Genomic DNA, 20,185 nt, shown 5'->3' with positions numbered 1-20,185 from the left:
TCCCTTAAGCGGACACGACGCCGGTGGACTTGTTCGGCTGGTCCACATCGTGGTCGGGCCGGTCTTCGTGCTTCGGCGATGGCCACAGGCCGGCGGGACGGTTAAGCATGATCAACACCATGGCCAAGCCGTACAGCAACTGGCGCAGCACTTCCGCCTCGATCACCACGTGGCCGAACAGCGCCTGCTGGGCCGGCTCCACCACGTGGCGCAGTACTTCGGGTATCGAGGCGAGGATCACGCCGCCGAGGATCACGCCGGGGATATGGCCGATACCGCCCAGCACCACCATGGCCAGCACAGCGATCGATTCCGTCAGCGAGAACGATTCCGGCGAGACAAAGCCCTGGAACGAGGCAAACATGGCGCCGGCCACGCCGCCGAACGAGGCGCCCATGGAAAAGGCCAGCAATTTCACGTTGCGCGTATTGATACCCATGGCCTTGGCGGCAATCTCGTCTTCGCGGATGGCCACCCAGGCCCGGCCCAGGCGTGAATGCTGGAGGCGCTTGGTGACGAACACGACGGCGATGCACAGGAAAAGGAACAAAAAGTAATACGCATTCACGGACGGCATGGAAAAACCGCCCACCACGACGGTGCTGTTGGTGCCCGCCTCGCCCGCCAGGTTGACGCCAAAGATACGGATGGGATCGATCAAATTGATGCCTTGCGGACCATTCGTGAAATTAATGGGATCGTTCAAATTGTTCATGAAGATGCGGATGATCTCGCCAAAGCCCAGGGTCACGATGGCCAGGTAGTCGCCGCGCAGTTTCAAGGTGGGCGCGCCCAGCAAGGCGCCGAACAGGCCGGCAACAAAGGCGGCCAGCGGCACGATGAGCCAAATCGACAGGTGGATGCCGTTTTCGCGGATTTCCGGCCCCATCAGCTGTACCAGAGTTTCGCCCAGCACGGGATACTGGTTCACCACCGATTCTAGCAGGATGGCAAACTGCGGCGACGCCAGCAAGGCCGTCAGGTAAGCCCCCACGGCGTAAAAGGCGATGTAGCCGAGGTCGAGCAGGCCGGCAAAGCCGACGACGATGTTCAAGCCCAGGGCCAGCATGATGTACAGCAAGGCCATGTCGATGATGCGCACCCACGAATTGCCGAACTGCGCGGCAAAAAACGGGAACACTATCAGCAGCGCGGCCAGGCCCAGCATGCCGGCGTAGGCTTTGGTCGGATTTTTCTTAGCGTCAAAATCGAGTAGTGCCATGATTTAATCTCCCAGTTTCACATCAGGCACGGTCGGCCACTCGTTCGCCCATGATGCCGGACGGGCGCAGGGTCAGCACGATGATCAGCACGACGAAGGCAAAGATATCCTGATAGTGGCTGCCCAGGAAGCCGCCCGTGATGTCGCCGATATAGCCGGCGCCCAGGCTCTCGATAATGCCCAGCAAGATACCGCCCAGCATGGCGCCGTAGATATTGCCGATGCCGCCCAGCACGGCCGCACAGAAAGCTTTCAAGCCGGGAATGGCACCCATGGAAAATTGTATGGAGGCATAGTTGGCGCCCCACATCACGCCCGCCACGGTCGCCAGCGCGGCGCCGATGGCAAAGGTGGCCACGATGACCTTGTCGGAATCGACGCCCATGAGGCCCGCCACGCGGGGGTTTTCAGCCGTGGCGCGCATGGCGCGGCCCATTCTTGTTTTTTCCACCAGCAACACCAATCCTCCCATCGACAAGGCGGCCAGGGCCAGCAGCAGCACTTGCGTTTGCGAAATCACGGCGCCGCCCACATTGATGGGGTCGGTCGACAGCAATTGCGGGAAGGGCAAGGGATTGCGCGTCCAGATCATCATGGCAAAGGTTTGCAGCAGGATGGAGACGCCGATGGCGGTAATCAGGGGGGCGAGGCGGGGGGCGTTGCGCAGGCGGCGGTAGGCGACCCGCTCGATGATGATATTGACCAGAATACAGATGGGAATGGCGCCGAGGATGGCGGTGGCCAGTTTCAGATAGCCGGGCCAGTCCGGCACATAAATGCCCAGCAGCTTGAGGATGGTCAAGCCCACCATGGCGCCGATCATGAGCACATCGCCGTGGGCGAAGTTGATCAGGTTCAAGACGCCGTACACCATCGTGTAACCGAGGGCGACTAAGGCGTACATGCTGCCCAGCACCAAGCCGTTAATGATCTGCTGGATGAATGTATCCATGATTGCCCTATCAAATATGCATTTTTCGGGAACAACTTCCGCCAGAACATGTCGCTGATACAAAAACGGCACCGGAGGAAGAATTCCTGCAGTGCCATCCCTGGATCGTTCTCACCAGCATGGTGCACGCACTCAAAACGGGCGTGACATCACTTAGTCATAACGACAACACATTCAAGCTTGAGGCAATCATAACGATCTTTTGCAAAAACTAAACTTGGAATAAATCAATCATTTCAAAATTAAATTCGGTTTTGAGGTGACTATTTCATCGATACTCAAGAACCATACAGGCTCAGGCGACGTCGCGCTTGATGCCATCGAGGCCTTTCGGCATCGGGAACGTCACGGCTTCCTGCACCCCGTCGAGGGGGCGCACGCTCTTCACGCCACATTCTTTCAAGCGGTCGATGACGGCTTGCACCAGCACCTCGGGCGCCGAGGCGCCAGCCGTCACGCCCACGCGCAGCTTGCCTTCCAGCCAGGCGGGGTCGATTTGCGAGGCATTGTCGACCATATAGGCTGGCGTGCCCATCTTCTCGGCCACTTCGCGCAAGCGGTTCGAATTCGAGCTGTTCGGGCTGCCGACGACGATCACCACTTCCACTTGCGGGGCCATGAATTTCACCGCTTCCTGGCGGTTCGTAGTGGCGTAGCAAATGTCGCCTTTTTTCGGCTCGGCAATGTTCGGATATTTCGCTTTCAAGGCCGCAATAATGTCGCTAGTGTCGTCAACTGACAACGTTGTTTGCGAAACATAGGCCAGGCTCTCCGGATTGGCGACCTGCAATGCCGCCACATCTTCGAGCGTTTCCACCAGATGCATGCCCATATCGGCCTGGCCCATCGTGCCTTCGACCTCGGGATGGCCATCGTGGCCGATCATGACGATCTCGCGGCCTTCGCGGCGCATCTTGCCTACTTCCATGTGCACCTTGGTGACCAGCGGGCAAGTCGCATCAAAAATGCTCAGGCCACGCGATTCCGCCTCGGCGCGCACGGCTTTCGACACGCCATGCGCGGAAAACACGAGCGTATTGCCAGCAGGTACGTCATCGAGGTCGTCGATGAAGATGGCACCCTTGTTGCGCAAGTCGGCCACCACATAGGCGTTGTGGACGATTTCATGGCGTACATAGATCGGTGCACCAAATTGCTGCAAGGCACGCTCGACGATTTCGATCGCCCGGTCGACGCCAGCGCAGAAACCGCGGGGCTGGGCCAGTAACAGTTCTTTATCCATCGCTATTCCCTTTTACAGCACCGAAATGAGCTTGACTTCAAAGCGCAGCGGCTGACCGGCCAGCGGATGATTGAAGTCGAACAGGGCGGAGTCCTCGCGCATTTCGCGCAGCACGCCGGCAAAGCGGCCGCCGCCCGGCGCGGCAAAGTCGACCAGGTCGCCGATCTTGTAGTCGGCGCCCGGCACGGAGTTTTCGTCCAGCGTCGCGCGCGACACCGACTGCACCAGCTCGGGATTACGCTCGCCAAAGCCTTCGCCGGCGGCCAGCTCGAACGTATGGTGCGTGCCCTCAGGCAAGCCTAGCAGGCGCTGCTCGAGGAATGGCGCCAGCTGGCCCTGTCCCAGCATCAAGGTAGCAGGATTTCCGCTAAAGGTAGTGACAATATCAGTACCGTCAACAGTAGCAAGACGATAATGCAGGGTGAGGTAAGCCGCTTCGGTGACGACTGCTGGTTGCTCGATGGACATAGTGAGTTTTCAAGTAGCTGATGCAAAACGATATTGTAAGCCACACTGGCCGCGCCTGCCCCATGGCTTCGTCAAAGAAGGCCATGCTGGGGCTCGCGCCGGTGACAAACAGGAGAACAGCATGGGCATCAAGGACTGGCCGGCCAGAGAACGGCCGCGCGAACGCCTGATCGAGGATGGCGCACACTCGCTGTCGGATGCGGAATTACTGGCCGTATTCCTGCGCACTGGCGTGCGCGGCAAGAGCGCGGTGGAGCTGGCGCGCGATACGGTGGAACACTTCGGCTCCCTGCGGGGCCTGTTTGGCGCCAGCCTCGTGAGTTTTTCCGCCGTGCATGGCATGGGCAGCGCCAAGTTCGCCCAGCTGCAAGCAGTCATGGAACTGGCGCGGCGCGCCATCATCGAGGATTTGCAGGCGGGCCAGGCCCTCAGTTCGCCGCATGCGGTAAAAGACTATTTGCGCCTGACCCTGGGCAACCTGGCGCACGAAGCGTTTCACGTGTTGTTTTTGGACGTCAAGAACCGCCTGATCACCACCCGCGAAATGTTTCGCGGCACCCTCACCCACACCAGCGTGTACCCGCGCGAAGTGGTCAAGCAGGCGCTGCTGCACAACGCGGCCAGCGTCATGCTGGCCCACAACCACCCGTCCGGCACGCCGGAACCAAGCGAATCGGATTTATTGCTGACGCGCACGCTGGTGCAGGCCTTGTCGCTGGTGGACGTGCGCATCCTCGACCATTTCGTCGTGGCCGGGCGGCAAGTGCATTCGTTTGCGGAACACGGCCAGATCTAGGCCAGCGCCGCTCTGGTCGCAGTTAACCATGTGTAAACAAGGACATACGTGACAGAGCCGAAACGCTTATCTAACAGTAAACAGCACTGTTTACCAGTGCTTTTCCCTATGGGGAAGAGGGAAAGTAAAATTGTTAAATTAATTCACAACAACATGACACAATTGTTTTTCGCAAGTCATTGATAAATCTGCTTATTTTAGATATACTCTCGTTTTTCCAATTTGGAATATCTTTAAGGAGTGCGCCATGGCACGTGTTTGCCAAGTCACTGGGAAGAAGCCGATGGTCGGCAACAATGTTTCCCATGCAAACAACAAAACCAAACGTCGTTTTTTGCCTAACTTGCAGAATCGTCGTATTTTTGTTGAATCTGAAAACCGCTGGGTCTCCCTGCGTTTGTCCAACGCCGGTCTGCGCGTCATCGATAAAGTCGGCATCGACGCCGTATTGGTCGATATGCGCGCTCGTGGCGAAAAAGTCTAATTAGCAGAATAAGGGAGCTATCATGGCAAAATCAGGCCGCGACAAAATCAAGTTAGAATCGACCGCCGGTACGGGTCACTTCTACACGACTACCAAAAACAAGCGTACGACGCCTGCGAAAATGGAGATCATGAAATTTGATCCTAAAGCACGCAAGCACGTAACGTACAAAGAAACCAAAATCAAGTAATTGATATTGTGTTCTGTAAAAAGAGCCGCTCCAATGAGCGGTTTTTTTTCGCCCTGATTTTCAGCCGGCTGCCCGTCCCTTTTGCCGGGACGAAAAAAAGGCCCTGGAATCCAGGGCCTTGATATGGACGCAGTCTTGATTATGCGTAGCTACGCAGGCGCAAGGAAAAATCTTGTAGCGACTTGATGCCCGACGCTTCGGCGCGCGTGCACCAGTCTTGCAGCTTCTGCAGCAACTGTTCGCGCGTAAAGTGCGACCGCTCCCAGATGGCGCCCAGTTCCACGCGCATGTGGTGCATGGTTTCCAGCGCCTTGCTGTGCTGGAACAGTTCCGACAACTGCTCGTGATGCGCATCGGCCAGTTTGCCCGGTTCGCGCTGCATCAGCTTGCGCGACGATTTCAGGAAGCGCTTTTCCAGTTCAGCCTTGTGCTTCAGGTGCTCGAGCTCTTCTTTCCAGGCATGCTTGATCGATTTGGCGTACTTGGCCATCACGTCGTAGCGGTTGGCGATGACCGATTGCAAGGTCTCGAAATCCGCTTCCAGCTTGCCGTGCGAGAACTTCGGTTCCGGCGCCAGCTTTTTCACCTTGGCCAGGCCCAGCATTTCCAGCGCGCGGATATATGCCCATCCAATATCGATTTCATACCATTTCGACGACAGCTTGGCCGATGTCGCATACGTATGGTGGTTGTTATGCAACTCTTCACCACCGATCAGGATGCCAAAGGGAATGATGTTGGTGGCCGCGTCGGCGCAATCGTAGTTGCGGTAGCCCCAGTAGTGGCCAATGCCATTGATGATGCCGGCTGCCGTAATCGGGATCCACATCATTTGCACGGCCCACACGGAAATGCCGATCACGCCGAACAACACGAAATTGATGACGAACAGCGACACCACGCCCAGCCAGCTGTATTTGGTGTACAGATTGCGTTCGATCCAGTCAGTCGGCGTGCCGTGGCCGTACTTGGCCATGGTTTCCATGTTCTTCGATTCGGCGCGGTACAGCTCGGCGCCTTCCCAGAACACTTTCTTGATGCCGCGCGTCACAGGGCTGTGCGGATCTTCATCCGTATCGCACTTGGCATGGTGTTTGCGGTGGATGGCAGCCCACTCCTTGGTGACCTGGCCCGTCGTCAGCCACAGCCAGAAACGGAAGAAATGGCTGGGGATGGCGTGCAATTCCAGCGCCCGGTGGGCCTGGTGGCGATGCAGGTAAATCGTGACGCTGGCGATCGTGATATGCGTGACCACCATGGTGTACAGGAAAACTTGCCATGCGGACAGATCGGTAACGCCAGTTGCCATGAACTGCAAAACGTCGTGTAAAACGGAACTCAATGTCATTACTACTACTCCAAGTGGACAGGCATGCGCACGGTCGCTCCAGTGACTCTGGAGGTCCGGCCGAGTTAATTTTAGGCGTAATTGTACGCCCTAATGGGTGCTATCAGGCAAAATCGGAGGCAGGCAGCGAGGTTAAGGCTGGGTGCCGGACGGCGGGGACTCACCCTCTGCCGCGCCCGCGAGCGGGGCAGGAGGCGTACCAACAATACGCAATTCGCGTTGCGGAAACGGTACAGTGACCTTATGTTCCTGCAAGGTGCGCCAGATGGCGCGGTTCACATTCGACTTCACGCCGCCGGTGCCGTTTTCCGGGTCCGCGATCCAGAAGCCGATCTGCACGTCAAGGCCGTCGGCGCCGAAACGCACGAGGGTGGCCGATGGCGGATTGCTTTGCGACACACGCGGCACCTTGGCCGTCGCCGCTTCCAGCAAGGGGAAGATCACATCGAGATCCGTTTCATAGCCTACTGACACGGCCGTCGACAGCCAGACCATGCGGTTGCTCAGCGACATGTTCTGCACCCCGCCGGAAATCAGCATTTCATTCGGCACGATGGATTCAACGCCATCGCCACCCAATAACACAGTATAGCGCGTATTGATCTGCGTCACCTTTCCCGTAAATTGGCCGACGGTGATCATGTCGCCAATGGTCAGGCTGCGGTCGAGCAGGATGATGAAGCCGGAGACGAAGTTCGCGGCGATCTTTTGCAAGCCAAAGCCCAGCGCCACGCCAAAGGCGCCGCCAAACACGGACAGCACCGTCAGGTCGATACCCACCAGCGACAGGCTGACCAGCACGGAAACGAGGATCAGTACGGCGCGGCCCATGCGCGACAGCACCACGCGCAAGGAGGTGTGCAAGCCCTGCATTTTCATCAGGCGTTCATCGAGCGAGGTGCCGGCCCACATGGCCAGCACCAGTAGCACGGCAACGGAAATAGCGGCTTGCAAGATGGCAGCCACGGACACCTTGTTGCGTCCCAGCGGCACGACGATGCTTTCCAGGAACTCATGCAGTTCCGGCCACAGGCCCGTGATATACAGGGCCATGCCAGCCCACACCACCACCGTGAAAATCTTTTCCAGCAACAACATGGTGGGGCTGATATCGCCATGGCGGGCAAAAATGCGGCGCAGCACATAAAAACCGAAGCGCACCAGCGCCATCGACGTGCACAGGGGGATGGCAATGCTGAGCAGGTTCACCGACTGGAACTTGACCAGGAAATGTTGCGCAATGCCCAGCAGCATGGCCGCCAGCACGGGCGTCAGGATACGGATGAAACTATCCGTGCGCTGCAAGGTTTCCGGCGTGGCCGGGACAGCAGCCGCTTCCGCCCGCTGATGCAGGAAGACGCGCAACTGCCGCACCAGCAGCCAGCTCAGGGCCAGGCAGGCAACAATGACCAGCGCCTGCCACAGGATGGCCGGTTGGCGGAAATCATTGACAAAATCGGTGATCAGGTTGAGCAGCGGGGTTTCGTTCATGGCAGATGGGGTCTGGAAGGTGGGACAGAAGTGGTACGGATGGGCATCGCACCCATGCAGCCAGGCGGGCTGGCGGCATTGAAAGCCGCCACTGCAGGGTGCAGCGGCGGCCCGTGACAGGCTTACTCGGCTTGTTCAGCGTCAACGTCGTCGGCCGGTTTTTCATCGGCGTAGACTTTTTTCGGCATGACCTTGCGCTCGAACACGGCGGCGAAGAAGCCGTCGGTCTGGTGCAGATGCGGCAGCAATTTCAGGTAGTCACCCATTTCCAGGTCGATCTTCTGTTCAGCCAGCACCTTGCTCATCGGCACCAGCGTGAAGTCCGGATGGGCCGCCAGGAATTGCTCGGCGATAAAATCGTTTTCTTCGTTCAGGAAGCTGCAGGTAGCGTACACCAGGCGCCCGCCGCCCTTGACCAGGCGCGCCGCGCCGGCCAGGATGGCTGCCTGCTTGGCTTGCAGTTCGACGATGGAGTTCGGCTGCTGGCGCCATTTCACGTCCGGATTGCGGCGCAGGGTGCCCAGGCCGCTGCACGGGGCATCGACCAGCACGCGGTCGATCTTGCCGGCCAGGCGCTTGATCTTGGCATCGCGCTCATGCGCGATCTGCACCGGATGCACGTTCGACAGGCCGCTGCGGGCCATGCGCGGCTTCAGCTTGGCCAGACGCTTTTCCGACACGTCGAACGCATACAAACGGCCCGTGTTGCGCATCAGCGCGCCCAGTGCCAAGGTCTTGCCGCCCGCGCCGGCACAGAAATCAACCACCATCTCGCCACGCTTGGCGCCGACGATTTGCGACAGGATCTGGCTGCCTTCATCTTGCACTTCGATGGCGCCGCTCTGGAACAAAGGCATGTTTTGCAGCGAAGGCTTCTTGATCACGCGCAAGCCCAGCGGCGCATAGGGCGTCGGGGTGCTGAGGATAGGTGCTTCGGCCAGGGCCAGCATCACGTCTTCGCGCGTCGCCTTGAGCGAATTGACGCGCAAGTCCAGCGGCGCCGGCGCGTTCAGCGCATCGGCCAGCTTCATGGTTTCCGCTTCGCCGAACTGGGCGATCAGCTTGTCGAACAGCCAGGTTGGCATGTTGGCGCGCATGTTCGACGGCATCAGGCTGCGGTCGATCTGTGTGATGCGCTCCAGCCATTCCACTTCTTCTTCCGTCAAGCCGCCCAGCGAATCGGCGCCGACGGCTTCGGCCAGGCCGAGGATGGTCAAACGACGCATGGTGGGGCCACTGCCCGCTTCGGCGAAATCGGTAAAGAACGATTTGTTGCGCAGTACGGCATAAATGCCTTCGGCGATGGCGCCGCGTTCGCGCGAACCGAGGCGCGGATGGTCGCGGAAATAGCGCGACAGGGTCGTGTCGGCCGGGGCCGTGAAACGTAAAATTTCGCGCAATACTTCTTCAGCATTGGCAAGTATCGCTGGTGGCAATCTCATTGTTATTCTTCCTGTAATATTTTATTGAGGGTCCACGCGGACCTGGCCATGCTCGACTGACAGTTTATCGTCAATGAACAGGCGGATGGCGCGCGGGTAAAGCAGATGTTCCTGTACCAGCACGCGCGCCGATAAGCTGTCTTCTGTGTCGCCTGGCAAGACTGGCACCACCGCACTCGCCACGGCCGGGCCATGATCGAGCTCGGCAGTCACGAAATGCACGGTCGCGCCGTGTTCCGTCACACCCGCCTCGAGCGCCTGGCGGTGCGTCGCCATGCCCGGGAACAGCGGCAGCAGCGACGGGTGGATATTGAGCATGCGCCCCGCGTAATGGTCGACGAAAGGCGGCGTCAGGATGCGCATGAAACCGGCCAGCACGACCAGGTCGGGGGCGAAGCCGTCGATCACGGCTTGCAGCGCCGCATCAAACTGCTCGCGGCTGGCATAATCCTTGTTGGCAACGACTGCCGTCGCTATCCCATGTTCCGCGGCAAAAACCAATCCCTGGGCGTCGGCCCGGTTACTGATGACGGCGGCAATACGGGCTGGCCATTGCTCGGCTTGCGCCGCGCGTACGACCGCTTCCATGTTGCTGCCGCGTCCGGAAATGAGGATAACGATATTTTTCATAGCGCGCATTGTACCCGCTATGGCGATGCGAATCTAGAAAGGCCGGTATTATTGTTGCGGCGCAACATGAGCGCCGGCGCGCCGCAGCCGCCCGGCAATGCCGATTATCATTTGCACGAGAGCCCGGTTTTACGGCGCCACGGCAAGAGTAAGTATTTACTCGAACGAATAGAAGACGCGGAACGGCACTTTCTTCTCGGCCCAATAGTCGGCCGCGTCGCGGAACACGTCGAGCAGGATCTCGCGCGCTTCCTTGTCAAATTTTTGCGTATTTGGCAATTGCTCCAGCACCACCAGGAAGCCCGTTTGCGTGCCGGCCTTGTGCATGGTATCCGTCAGGCACAGACGCAGGGCATCGAAATTCTTCGCCAGGTTCTTCGGAAACAGGAATGCTTCTGCAATAATGCCGATGACTTGTTGTTTGGTCTGTCCAGCGTGGCAATGCGCATATAAAAAGTGCTGCCCGAGACGGATCGCCTCGTCTTGTAACTCGGTCACGCGAAAGGCACGGATGGACTGGACAAGGTTGGGCGGCACGGTTAGTAACAAACTCATTTTTCCCTCAAATCGACCTGTTATGTATGGATTTGTTCTATCTGCTCTTCTTATTGCATCCCCGCACGCGGGTCAATGCGCACGCGGTGATTCGATCTGTATCAACTTTTATGCGATTCAGTGCGATTTTATATAAGCCATACGCGTATTAGGGTAACGTGTTGTCCTGTATGAATCAACCCGAATATGATGTCAAACGCAAGATTTGTTACAAACCGCTAGTTTCAAGTCATTCAACATCATGTATCGATTGAAAGTGCATGTTACAGACTGTGGGGCAAGGGGCTTGGGCTGTTACATTTTGTTGCCATGCGAAACACTTGCCTCTTGCTGGCGGGATTACTATAGTCCCAAGTTGTAAAAAATACCCTGAAAGATTCTCTACATAATGAGGTTACAAATGAACTTGCAAGCCAAATTGATGATGTCAGCCCTTTGTCTCGGCGCATTGCCACTCGCTCAGGCTGCCGACTTTGAAGATTTCGGCAAAGTCGTGCGCGTTGTGCCGCAAGTGGAACAGATCAATCGTCCACGCCAGGAATGCCGTACGGAATACGTGCAAGTGCAGGCGCCGCCGCAACAGCGCAGCGCTGGCGGCTCCATCGTCGGCGGTATCGCCGGTGCCCTGCTCGGTAGCCAGGTCGGTGGCGGCAATGGCCGCACGGCCGCCGCGGCGGCTGGCGCGATTGCCGGCGCCGTCGTCGGCGACCGTGTCGACAACCAGAACAACTACCAGGGCGGCATGCAGGAACAAGCCGTCAAGCAATGCCGCCAGGTCGACCATTGGGAATCGCGCAACAATGGCTATCAGGTTACTTACGACTACCGCGGCCGCAACTACACGAGCATCATGTCCTATGATCCGGGCGAAAGAGTTCGTCTGCGTGTCTCGATCGAGCCAGCACAACAGTAAGCGCGATAACCGGCCTGTACCATGCCAGCCCCAGCGGCTGGCATTTTTTATGGCGCCTCGGCACGGGCTATAATGCGGCACACTTTCAGGCCGCCTTATGCTTATCAAACGAAAATCCATCGAACAAGTCGAATCCTCGCGCCCCGCGCGCAAGCCCCGCTATGCCCCTGTCACCCTGTCCGAAATGGATGGCGTGCGCTATCTGCATTTCGGCACGGAATGGGTGCAGGGCGCCATGCGCATCCGCAAGCCGGACTGGCCTGAGCTCGAATACGCGCAACAGATGATGGCGTGGATGCTGTGGATCGAACAACCTCAGCGCCTGGCTCAGTTGGGCCTGGGCACGGCCGCGCTGACCAAGTTCTGCTACCGCCAGTTCCCGCAGGCGCAAGTCGAAGCCATCGAACTGAACCCGTCCGTCATCACCATCTGCGCCTCGATGTTCAAGCTGCCGCCCAACGACGAGCGCCTGCACGTGCGCGAGATGGATGCGCTCGACTACGTCAACGACGACGCCAACCACGGCACCCTGGACGCCCTGCAAGTGGACCTGTATGACGCCACGGCGCGCGGTCCCGTGCTCGACAGCGCCGATTTCTATGCCGCCTGCTGCGCCTGTCTGGCGCCGCACGGCATCATGACGGTGAACCTGTTTGGCGACCACCCCAGCTACGCGAAGAACATCAAGGCGATGAAGTTTGCGTTTGCACAGGTGATCTGCCTGCCGGAAGTCCATGATGGGAATGTGGTGGCGATCGCGTTCAAGACGAAAGTGGCACTCGATGCCGAAGCGCAAGCGGCCCTGCTGGAACGCGCCAAGCAGATCGTCGCCGAGACCAAGCTGCCCGCCAAGACCTGGGTCAAGGGCATCGTCAGCACCCTGTAACCGCCGGCAAGGCCGGCAGCCTGGAAAGGCGCCGGCCATGCCAGACTCCGCTCCTCTTCTCCCTCCTCCGGCTGCGCCGCTGGAACTGGCGCAACTTCTGGCCTGGCTGCAGCACGACGGCTTGCTCGACGCGGCGCAAGCGGCCGCCATCGACGCCCAGGCCGCCCAGCTGCCGGCGCCTGCCTTGCATCCGCTGTGCAGCATCGCGCATGGCGCGCTGACGCTCGATATCCTGTGCGCATGGCTGGCGCGGCGGGCCAGCCTGCCGTACATGCGCATCGATCCCTTGCACATCGATTTCAGCCAGGTGGCCGATGTCATGACGGCCAGCTATGCGGCCCGCTTCAACATCCTGCCCGTGGAAAGCACGCCGGAGCGCATCGTCATCGCCACGGCCCAGCCCTACGCGCTCGCCTGGCAGGCGCAGCTGGGAAAGCTGGCGCCCCGCAAGCTGAGCCTCGTCATTGCCAACCCGCTGCACATTGCCGATGCCATCGCGCAATTTTTCAGTCTGGCCAGTTCTGTCAAGGTCGCCCGGCAAGCGTCCACGCAAGACCTGGCGCTGCGCCAGAATGTCGAGCAACTGGTGGAGCTGGGACGCAACAAGACCAGCCTCGACGCCAACGACCAGCACGTGGTGCGCATCGTCGACTGGCTGTGGCAATACGCGTTTGCCCAGCGCGCCTCCGACATCCATTTGGAACCGAAGCGCGACGCTGGCTTCGTGCGCCTGCGCATCGATGGCCGGCTTTACCAGGCCTACCAGTTGCCGCCCGTGGTATTGCTGGCCATGACGGCGCGCATCAAGTTGCTGGGGCGCATGGACGTGGTGGAAAAGCGCCGCCCCCAGGACGGCCGCATCAAGACGCGCAATGCGCAGGGCCAGGAAATCGAGCTGCGCCTGTCCACCTTGCCCACGGCCTTCGGCGAAAAGCTCGTCATGCGCATCTTCGACCCGGAAGTGGCCGTCAAGAGCCTGTTTGACCTGGGCTTTCCGCCTGCAGATGCCGAACGCTGGCGCCAGCTGACGGCACGCACGCACGGCATCGTGCTGGTCACGGGTCCCACCGGATCGGGCAAGACCAGCACCCTGTACAGTACCTTGAAGGCGCTGGCCAGTAGCGAAGTCAATGTGTGCACGGTGGAAGACCCCATCGAAATGGTGGAACCGGCCTTCAACCAGATGCAGGTGCAAACCCAGGCTGGCATCGAACTGTCGTTTGCCGATGGCGTACGGGCGCTGTTGCGGCAAGACCCCGACATCATCATGGTGGGAGAAATCCGCGACCTGGCCACGGCCGAGATGGCCATGCAGGCGGCGCTGACGGGCCATTTGGTGCTGTCGACACTACACACCAACGACGCTCCCTCGGCCGTCATGCGCCTGCTGGAACTGGGCTTGCCCGCCTACCTGCTGGAAGCGTGCCTGGCCGGCGTGCTGGCGCAGCGGCTGCTGCGCTGCCTGTGCCCGGACTGCAAGCAGCTCGATGCCGCCCCGGGCGCCGCGCCATGGCAGCGACTGACGGGCGGCCAGCTGGAACGGCCCGACGCCATGTACCGCCCCGTCGGCTGCGCCCAGTGCCGGCACAGCGGCTACCTGGGGCGCGCCGGCATTTATGAGCTGCTGAGCGTGACGGAAACATTCGGCCAGCTGGTCAAGGCGGGCGCCGACCTGCATGCCTTGCGCCGCCAGAGCATCCTCGACGGCATGACGCCGCTGCGCATCGCCGGCGCGCGCAAGATCATCGATGGTACGACCAGCATCGACGAAGTGCTGAAGCTCACGGCAGCCCTGCCTTAGCAGGTCAGCACTTTCTAACAGGAATGCTTTGCATTCTTTTTCAACTGATATATAATGCGGCCTCTTTCGGGTCGTTAGCTCAGCTGGTAGAGCAGCGGACTTTTAATCCGTTGGTCGCAGGTTCGAATCCCGCACGGCCTACCACGAATGCGCAGTACCAGAAAAGCCAGGCCTTGAGCCTGGCTTTTTTGCATTCAGCGTACCTGTCGTCAACAAATCCCCACGCCAATCCCACTTGCAAGTCTCGCCCCGGCATGGCAGCAAAGCATCAGCAATTGCCATCAATAACTATATCTTGTAAGTTAAGATTACAGCAAGCAAGCTATGGCAGGTGCGCCTCTCAGGCAACACTGCGCTGCACGCATAATGATTGCCGACACATGACAACCGGAGATGCAATGAGCAAGGTAGAAAAATTCCTGCAATATGGGGTGGCTTCAGATTTGGCGCAAAGGGCCGTCACTGCGGGCCTGACCGTCACAAGTACCAGAACGATCAGCCAGAAAAATCTGATGGATACCTATGGTTTCAGTCAGGCTGAAGCGAAATTTCTCAAACAAGCGCTGGTGCGGGCAGAAATTCCTGCCGACACCCTGTTTCGCCTTCTCGACAACAGCAACTATATATGCAATATGTGCAAAGGCGGCAAAGGCGTGGCCTACGTAGTGCATCACATCGAAGAGTATGAAATCAGCAAGGACAATAGCTATGCGAATCTGATCGTGCTATGTCCAAACGACCATGACCTCGCGCATCACAGTTCGGGCTTAACCCTGGGCATTACCAAGGACCAGCTCAAAGCCAGCAAGAAAAAATGGGAAGCGACCGTGAGACAAAGCAACACGAGTACGGCCCTACGTGGCGTACAAACGGACAAGAATGGGATTACCTCCATTGAAATCCTCCCGCACCTCATGAACAAATATAAAAATTTCATGCGCAGCGACCTGACATCCGTCGCCTTCGTACAATCCCTGGAACGCTGCTATATCGAAATCACCACCACGAAAAATATCCGTCATGGACTCGAGGATGAAATCAGCATGCGCACGGATTTGGGCTTTATCACAGGCGATATCACGACGGAGCAAAAATTATTTAGCCCGGCCAAGCAAGCTGCCGACAATGCCCGTTACTTCGTCGAGCAGCTCGATGTGGTATCCATCATTAACTGCACGGATTTATTTACACAGGAAGCGTCCAGGCGCATTGACGAGCATTGGCGCATGCATGGTGCGCTTCTGGAAGACCATTGAGAGCCCACGGATAAGGCATTTGCCCATACAAAGGCAGAATGTCGAAAACGCTATACTGAAGGATCAATACCCACGGCCGGGTGCCGCTAAACCTGTCGCGGCCAGCTTGTCCACCTGATTCATATTTTCTATCGCCTACCTATCGTGAACCATTTACAGCAATTCCACGCTAAAAACAGACAAGCTTGCCTGGCTATGGCTTACGCCCTCGGCACGCTGCTCTGCCAGTTCCCGGGACAGGCCCAGGCACAGCCGCCCATTGTGCTCGACGGCCTGTACAGCGCGCGCACGGACGAGATGAGCCTGGAAATCATCGGCAACCGCGTCTGCTTCGCGCCCGACAAGGCGCAATGGGGCCGATTGCCCCGGCCGGCGGCTTCGCACGCTGCATGGTTTTGTTTCAGCAACGATGCCGAAGCGCGCCGCCAGCTGCGCGTACCCGCGCGCCAGGCCGACAATTGCGGCTGGCAAGCGCGTGCGCGCATCGTCATTGATACGTATCAACCGTATGTGGAACAGGGCGACGGCAACGACATGGCGCGCCTGGCATCGGTCATCAAGGTGGCGCAACCGAACGCCATCGCCTGCGAATAGTATTAATCGAGTTCGTATTCCTGCAGATAGCGCGCGAACAAGTCGCCATCAGCCAGCGGACAGACAAAACCCGCGCCCCAGTCGGCCAGCAGCAACTGTTCTTTCAAGGGCAGCAGCAACAGCTCAGGCATGCCATCGCTGCACCACAGGTCGCACACGATGCCCTTGTCATCCAGGCCGGCAAACAAGGTCTCCGTCTTGTCGCCGCCAAAGGCCAGCACGTTCTTGCATTCCACCCGGTAACTGCTGTAGCCCGTGTAGACGGCGTCATACGGCGGCAAGGTGTCCGCCAGCGCCAGCCGCAGCTGATCGGCCGTGAGGCCCAGTACGCGCATCTGCGACGGCGGCGCCTCGGGCACGTACATGGCCGTCCAGCCGGCGCCACTGCGGTGCGCGTCGGCGAACGCCTGCTGTTCGCCCATCTGCGTCAAACAGTGCTGTAAATTATCCAGCGGCAGCAGTTCGATCATGCAAAAATCGTCTTCGTGATAATACGCTTCGCGCATGCTTCAATTCTCCAGCAAATCTTGTAACTGGGCATTGCGCCGCACCGTCAGCAGGCCGGCCCAGGTCTCGCTCGTCACGGACGGATAGCGCACGGCGCCGAAATTCATCCAGGCATCGCGGTAAGCCAGCCACAGGCGCTGAGTGGCGCGGATGCCATCCTTGCCCACGGCGCCCGCATAGGTTTCCGCCGGCTTTTTCATGAGCTTGCCGTAGATGGCGTTGAGTTCCTTGTCGAGCGCCGCCGCCTGCTCCCTGGACATGCTTGGCGGCAGCTTGCCCGCTTCGTACTCGCGCAAATCGTGCGCCAGCTGGTCGAGCTCTGCCGTGCGGGCGGCGATGCTCAGGGCGGCGCGCGCCGTGCCGCTCAAATCCGTTTCATTAGCGGCGCGCGCATCGGCAAACTTGCTTGTTGCCGTCTGCAGCTTTTGCAGTGATGCTTGCGCCACTGCCGGCATGCCCGCACTGACTTTGTCTGTTGCCTGCGCGCGCACGCGCTGCTTTTGCCGCGCATCGATGGCGCTGCACACGCCCATCATGTAGCCGCTGGTGATGTCGTCGCACAAGTCGATCATGCCGCGCCCGCTGGCATTGATCTGCTGCAAGTGTTCGATGCGCCCCCGCATCTCGGCGGGCGCTGCATCGATGCTGCACGCATACTTCAGCGCCAGCAACGGGTCTTTCTGCACGCCCTGTCCATTCTGGTACAGCATCATCAAGACGGCGCTGTTCTGCGTTGCCATCGCGCAATGACGCACGGGACGCCAGTCGGCCGGCTTGGGCGAGGACATACTCTTGGTATCGTAATACAGGTCTGTTGCCTGGCACTGCTGCAAAGCAGCCACGGAGGACGGCGCCGGCAGGTCGGCCGGCGGCGGCGCCGCATCCTTGACCTTCAGGCAGCCCGCATACCAGGCCGTGCTTTCCGCCTGGCCCACGCCCATGGCGCTGGTATTCGGGTACGGTGCGGCGGCAGCGGCAAAACCCGGGCTGGCAAGCAGCGCGCCGGCACCCAGCAATAGCGTTTTCAATAAGGATAGACAAGTTTTCATGTTCAAGCAGCGCCAGCGTGAGTAAAGCGGCAAGTTTAACTGATCAGCCAAGCTGCGCCCGCCCGATACACGCCCATCGCGCCTGGTAAGTAACGGTACTCAGCCTTGGCAGGGCAGGAAGCCATGGGCAATAATGTTGCCCGCTATACTTTTTTCACTTCCCGGACCACGCCCATGACCTTACCCCGTCTTCGCCGTTCCCTCGGCTCCCTGCTGATCGCAGCAGCCTGCGCCTCGCTGGCAATGACCGTCCACGCCGCCGATACCACGACGGCTATCCCCGTTGCCACCACGCAAACGCAAGTCAAACATGCCATCACGCACGAAGACGTGTGGCTGATGAAACGGGTGGGTGCCCCTGTCGCCAGCCCGGACGGGCGATGGGCTGTGTTTTCCGTCATCGACAGCGCCTACGATAGCAAGGAGCAATGGTCGGACCTGTGGATCAAGTCGCTGCTAGACGACAGCCCAGCGCGCCGCCTGACCTCTTCCAAAGGCGGCGAAAGCGCCGTGGCCTGGTCGCCGGACAGCCGCCAGTTGGTGTTCGTCGCCAAGCGCGATGGCGATGAAGCGGGTCAGATCTACCGCCTCGACGTGGCCGCTGGCGGCGAAGCGCAACGCCTGACCTCGCTCACCTTGGGCGCACGCATGCCGAAATGGAGCCCGGATGGCACGCAATTGCTGTTCATCAGCGACATCTATCCAGGCAACAAGACGGAAGCCGACGTCAAGCAAAGCGCGAAAGAACGCAAGGAGCGCAAAGTCAGCGCCCGCTCGTATGAAACGACGGCGCCCCGCTATTTCGACAAATGGCTGACCGACAAGCAGGTGCGCCTGTTCATCGTCGACGCCAACGCTGCTGCCCGAGGTGAAAACACAGCGCGCGACATCCTGTCGGGCACGCAACTGGTCACCCTGCCGGGCTTTGGCGGGGGCCAGGGCGACGAGGGACAATCGCTGGACGCCGTCTGGACGCCGGATGGCAAGGCCGTCGTTTTCAACGCGGCCACCAACCGCGATGCAGCCCAGCGCGAAGCCGTCTACTCACAACTGTATTTGCTGCCCTTGGCGGGCGGCGAAGCGCAGCGTTTGACGCAGGACAAACATAGCTACGGTTCCCTGAAATTCGCTGCCGATGGCAAGACCCTGTTCGCCTTGAGCGACGCGCAAACACCGGGCAAGGTATATGACGTGAAGCGCCTGGCCAGCTTCGCCTGGCCGATGAGCAACCCTGCACCGACCATCCTGACGGCCAAGCTGGACCGTTCGATTTCGCGCTATGTGCTGCCCGAGGGCGGCAAGCGCGTCATCTTCAGCTATGAACACGCGGGCCTGGAAAAGCTGTACTCGATCGACGCCAGCGGTGGTGACGTGCGCGAGGAGCCATCCTCGCCGACGGGCAGCATCAATTCGCTGAGCAGCGGCGGCAAGGCCCTGGTCGGCGTGTGGGAGTCGTCCATCAACCCGCCGGAAATCTATGCCTTCAACGGCAAGCAGCCGAAGCGGCTGACGGCCTTCAACACGGACAAGGCAAGTAAAATCGACTGGCAGGCGCCCGAGCACTTCTGGTTCACCACGGCCGACGGCCGCCAGATCCACAATATGCTCGTCAAGCCGGCCAACTTTGACCCGAACAAGAAATATCCGCTGTTTACCGTCATCCACGGCGGCGCGGCCAGCATGTGGCGCGACCAGTTCGTGCTGCGCTGGAACTATCACTTGCTGGCCAAACCAGGCTATGTCGTGCTGCTGACCGACTACAAGGGTTCCACCGGCTATGGCGAGGAATTCTCGCGCTCGATTCAATTCGACCCATTGAAAGGCCCGGGCGATGAAATCAACCAGGGCGTCGATGAAGCCATCAAGAAATACGCCTTCATCGACAGCACGAAACTGGCCGCCGGCGGCGCCAGCTATGGCGGCCACCTGGCCAACTGGCTGCAAGCGACCACCACGCGCTACAAGGCCATCGTCTCGCACGCGGGCGAAATGGACTTGATCATGCAATGGGGCACCAGTGATGGCGGCTTCGGCCGTGAAACCAATGCGGGCGGACCCGTCTGGTCGAACCTGCCCGTATGGCGCGATCAAAGCCCCGTCATGCAGGCAGGCAACCACGAAAAAGGCACGGGTTTCACGACACCGATCCTGATCACCGTGGGCGAGCTCGACTACCGCGTGCCGGCCAACAATGCCTTGATGAACTTTGCAGTGCAACAGCGCCTGAACGTGCCGGCAAAATTACTGGTGTTCCCGGACGAAAACCACTGGATCTTGAAGGGCGAGAACAGCCGTTTCTTCTATAGCGAAGTCGAGGGCTGGCTGGCGAAGTATTTAAAATAATCCTGCTGCGCGCTG

General features: G+C 59.4%; 20 protein-coding genes and 1 tRNA gene. 10 read left to right on the top strand and 11 right to left on the bottom strand.

Annotation, left to right across the window (positions count from 1 at the left end; genetic code table 11):
* Positions 1-4 precede the first annotated feature (4 nt).
* The 4 genes from C8C89_RS09840 to C8C89_RS09825 all read right to left on the bottom strand — a co-directional run bounded on the left by C8C89_RS09840 (position 5) and on the right by C8C89_RS09825 (position 3,885).
* On the bottom strand, positions 5-1,222 hold the full coding sequence (locus C8C89_RS09840) for an ABC transporter ATP-binding protein (protein WP_101482479.1): 1,218 nt from the start codon (positions 1,220-1,222) through the stop codon (positions 5-7).
* A 22-nt stretch (positions 1,223-1,244) separates the two neighbouring features.
* Positions 1,245-2,174, bottom strand: coding sequence for a branched-chain amino acid ABC transporter permease (locus C8C89_RS09835; RefSeq protein WP_133989667.1), 930 nt, complete (start codon positions 2,172-2,174; stop codon positions 1,245-1,247).
* Positions 2,175-2,469: 295 nt separating this feature from the next.
* Positions 2,470-3,417: a 4-hydroxy-3-methylbut-2-enyl diphosphate reductase gene (gene ispH / locus C8C89_RS09830; RefSeq protein WP_101482481.1), complete on the bottom strand. Its 948-nt coding sequence runs from the start codon at positions 3,415-3,417 to the stop codon at positions 2,470-2,472.
* 12 nt (positions 3,418-3,429) lie between these two features.
* Positions 3,430-3,885 (bottom strand): FKBP-type peptidyl-prolyl cis-trans isomerase, encoded by a 456-nt coding sequence (locus C8C89_RS09825; RefSeq protein WP_101482482.1) that lies wholly within the window; start codon positions 3,883-3,885, stop codon positions 3,430-3,432.
* 121 nt (positions 3,886-4,006) lie between these two features.
* Between C8C89_RS09825 and radC the strand changes: the two genes are divergently transcribed.
* The 3 genes from radC to rpmG all read left to right on the top strand — a co-directional run bounded on the left by radC (position 4,007) and on the right by rpmG (position 5,355).
* Positions 4,007-4,681: a DNA repair protein RadC gene (gene radC / locus C8C89_RS09820; RefSeq protein ID WP_133989665.1), complete on the top strand. Its 675-nt coding sequence runs from the start codon at positions 4,007-4,009 to the stop codon at positions 4,679-4,681.
* 247 nt (positions 4,682-4,928) lie between these two features.
* Entirely contained in the window at positions 4,929-5,165 is a 237-nt protein-coding gene (rpmB, locus tag C8C89_RS09815) for a 50S ribosomal protein L28 (protein ID WP_010400928.1), read from the top strand.
* 22 nt (positions 5,166-5,187) lie between these two features.
* Positions 5,188-5,355: a 50S ribosomal protein L33 gene (gene rpmG / locus C8C89_RS09810; protein ID WP_010400929.1), complete on the top strand. Its 168-nt coding sequence runs from the start codon at positions 5,188-5,190 to the stop codon at positions 5,353-5,355.
* Positions 5,356-5,494: 139 nt separating this feature from the next.
* Here the strand turns inward: rpmG and C8C89_RS09805 are convergent, their stop codons facing one another.
* The 5 genes from C8C89_RS09805 to C8C89_RS09785 form a co-directional block, all read right to left on the bottom strand.
* The gene (locus C8C89_RS09805; RefSeq protein WP_133989663.1) at positions 5,495-6,703 is read right to left on the bottom strand and encodes a fatty acid desaturase; all 1,209 of its coding nucleotides are present in this window, start codon (positions 6,701-6,703) and stop codon (positions 5,495-5,497) included.
* A gap of 132 nt (positions 6,704-6,835) precedes the next feature.
* Positions 6,836-8,194: a mechanosensitive ion channel domain-containing protein gene (locus C8C89_RS09800; RefSeq protein WP_133989661.1), complete on the bottom strand. Its 1,359-nt coding sequence runs from the start codon at positions 8,192-8,194 to the stop codon at positions 6,836-6,838.
* A 122-nt stretch (positions 8,195-8,316) separates the two neighbouring features.
* A complete protein-coding gene (locus C8C89_RS09795) occupies positions 8,317-9,636 on the bottom strand; it encodes an RsmB/NOP family class I SAM-dependent RNA methyltransferase (protein ID WP_101482486.1) in 1,320 nt (439 codons plus the stop codon).
* 21 nt (positions 9,637-9,657) lie between these two features.
* Entirely contained in the window at positions 9,658-10,266 is a 609-nt protein-coding gene (gene purN, locus C8C89_RS09790) for a phosphoribosylglycinamide formyltransferase (RefSeq protein WP_101482487.1), read from the bottom strand.
* Positions 10,267-10,422: 156 nt separating this feature from the next.
* Positions 10,423-10,821: a barstar family protein gene (locus C8C89_RS09785; RefSeq protein WP_101482488.1), complete on the bottom strand. Its 399-nt coding sequence runs from the start codon at positions 10,819-10,821 to the stop codon at positions 10,423-10,425.
* A 400-nt stretch (positions 10,822-11,221) separates the two neighbouring features.
* On the opposite strand from C8C89_RS09785, the gene C8C89_RS09780 reads away from it, so the two are divergent.
* From C8C89_RS09780 to C8C89_RS09755, 6 genes are all read left to right on the top strand, one after another.
* Entirely contained in the window at positions 11,222-11,734 is a 513-nt protein-coding gene (locus C8C89_RS09780) for a glycine zipper 2TM domain-containing protein (RefSeq protein ID WP_101482489.1), read from the top strand.
* Between the two features lie 97 nt (positions 11,735-11,831).
* Positions 11,832-12,620, top strand: a complete 789-nt coding sequence (locus C8C89_RS09775) for a spermidine synthase (protein ID WP_101482490.1) — start codon at positions 11,832-11,834, stop codon at positions 12,618-12,620.
* 37 nt (positions 12,621-12,657) lie between these two features.
* Positions 12,658-14,421: a GspE/PulE family protein gene (locus C8C89_RS09770; protein ID WP_133989659.1), complete on the top strand. Its 1,764-nt coding sequence runs from the start codon at positions 12,658-12,660 to the stop codon at positions 14,419-14,421.
* A gap of 68 nt (positions 14,422-14,489) precedes the next feature.
* Positions 14,490-14,565 (top strand) — tRNA-Lys (locus tag C8C89_RS09765).
* Positions 14,566-14,819: 254 nt separating this feature from the next.
* A complete protein-coding gene (locus tag C8C89_RS09760) occupies positions 14,820-15,677 on the top strand; it encodes an HNH endonuclease signature motif containing protein (protein ID WP_166674702.1) in 858 nt (285 codons plus the stop codon).
* A 195-nt stretch (positions 15,678-15,872) separates the two neighbouring features.
* A complete protein-coding gene (locus tag C8C89_RS09755; RefSeq protein WP_133989655.1) occupies positions 15,873-16,271 on the top strand; it encodes a hypothetical protein in 399 nt (132 codons plus the stop codon).
* Positions 16,272-16,273: 2 nt separating this feature from the next.
* Here C8C89_RS09755 and C8C89_RS09750 read toward each other — a convergent pair whose 3' ends face one another.
* Together C8C89_RS09750 and C8C89_RS27160 are read right to left on the bottom strand one after the other, a co-directional pair.
* Positions 16,274-16,777 carry a hypothetical protein gene (locus C8C89_RS09750; RefSeq protein WP_133989653.1) on the bottom strand — a complete coding sequence of 168 codons (504 nt, stop codon included), beginning with the start codon at positions 16,775-16,777 and terminating at the stop codon, positions 16,274-16,276.
* A 3-nt stretch (positions 16,778-16,780) separates the two neighbouring features.
* Complete coding sequence (locus C8C89_RS27160; RefSeq protein WP_133989651.1) at positions 16,781-17,827, bottom strand: lysozyme inhibitor LprI family protein; 1,047 nt, start codon at positions 17,825-17,827, stop codon at positions 16,781-16,783.
* 174 nt (positions 17,828-18,001) lie between these two features.
* On the opposite strand from C8C89_RS27160, the gene C8C89_RS09740 reads away from it, so the two are divergent.
* Positions 18,002-20,170, top strand: a complete 2,169-nt coding sequence (locus C8C89_RS09740) for a S9 family peptidase (RefSeq protein WP_133989649.1) — start codon at positions 18,002-18,004, stop codon at positions 20,168-20,170.
* Positions 20,171-20,185: the final 15 nt, after the last annotated feature.

This window comes from Janthinobacterium sp. 75, from assembly GCF_004365495.1.
In the GTDB taxonomy this organism is placed as follows: domain Bacteria; phylum Pseudomonadota; class Gammaproteobacteria; order Burkholderiales; family Burkholderiaceae_D; genus Janthinobacterium.
This window is presented reverse-complemented; position numbering and strand designations above follow the sequence as displayed.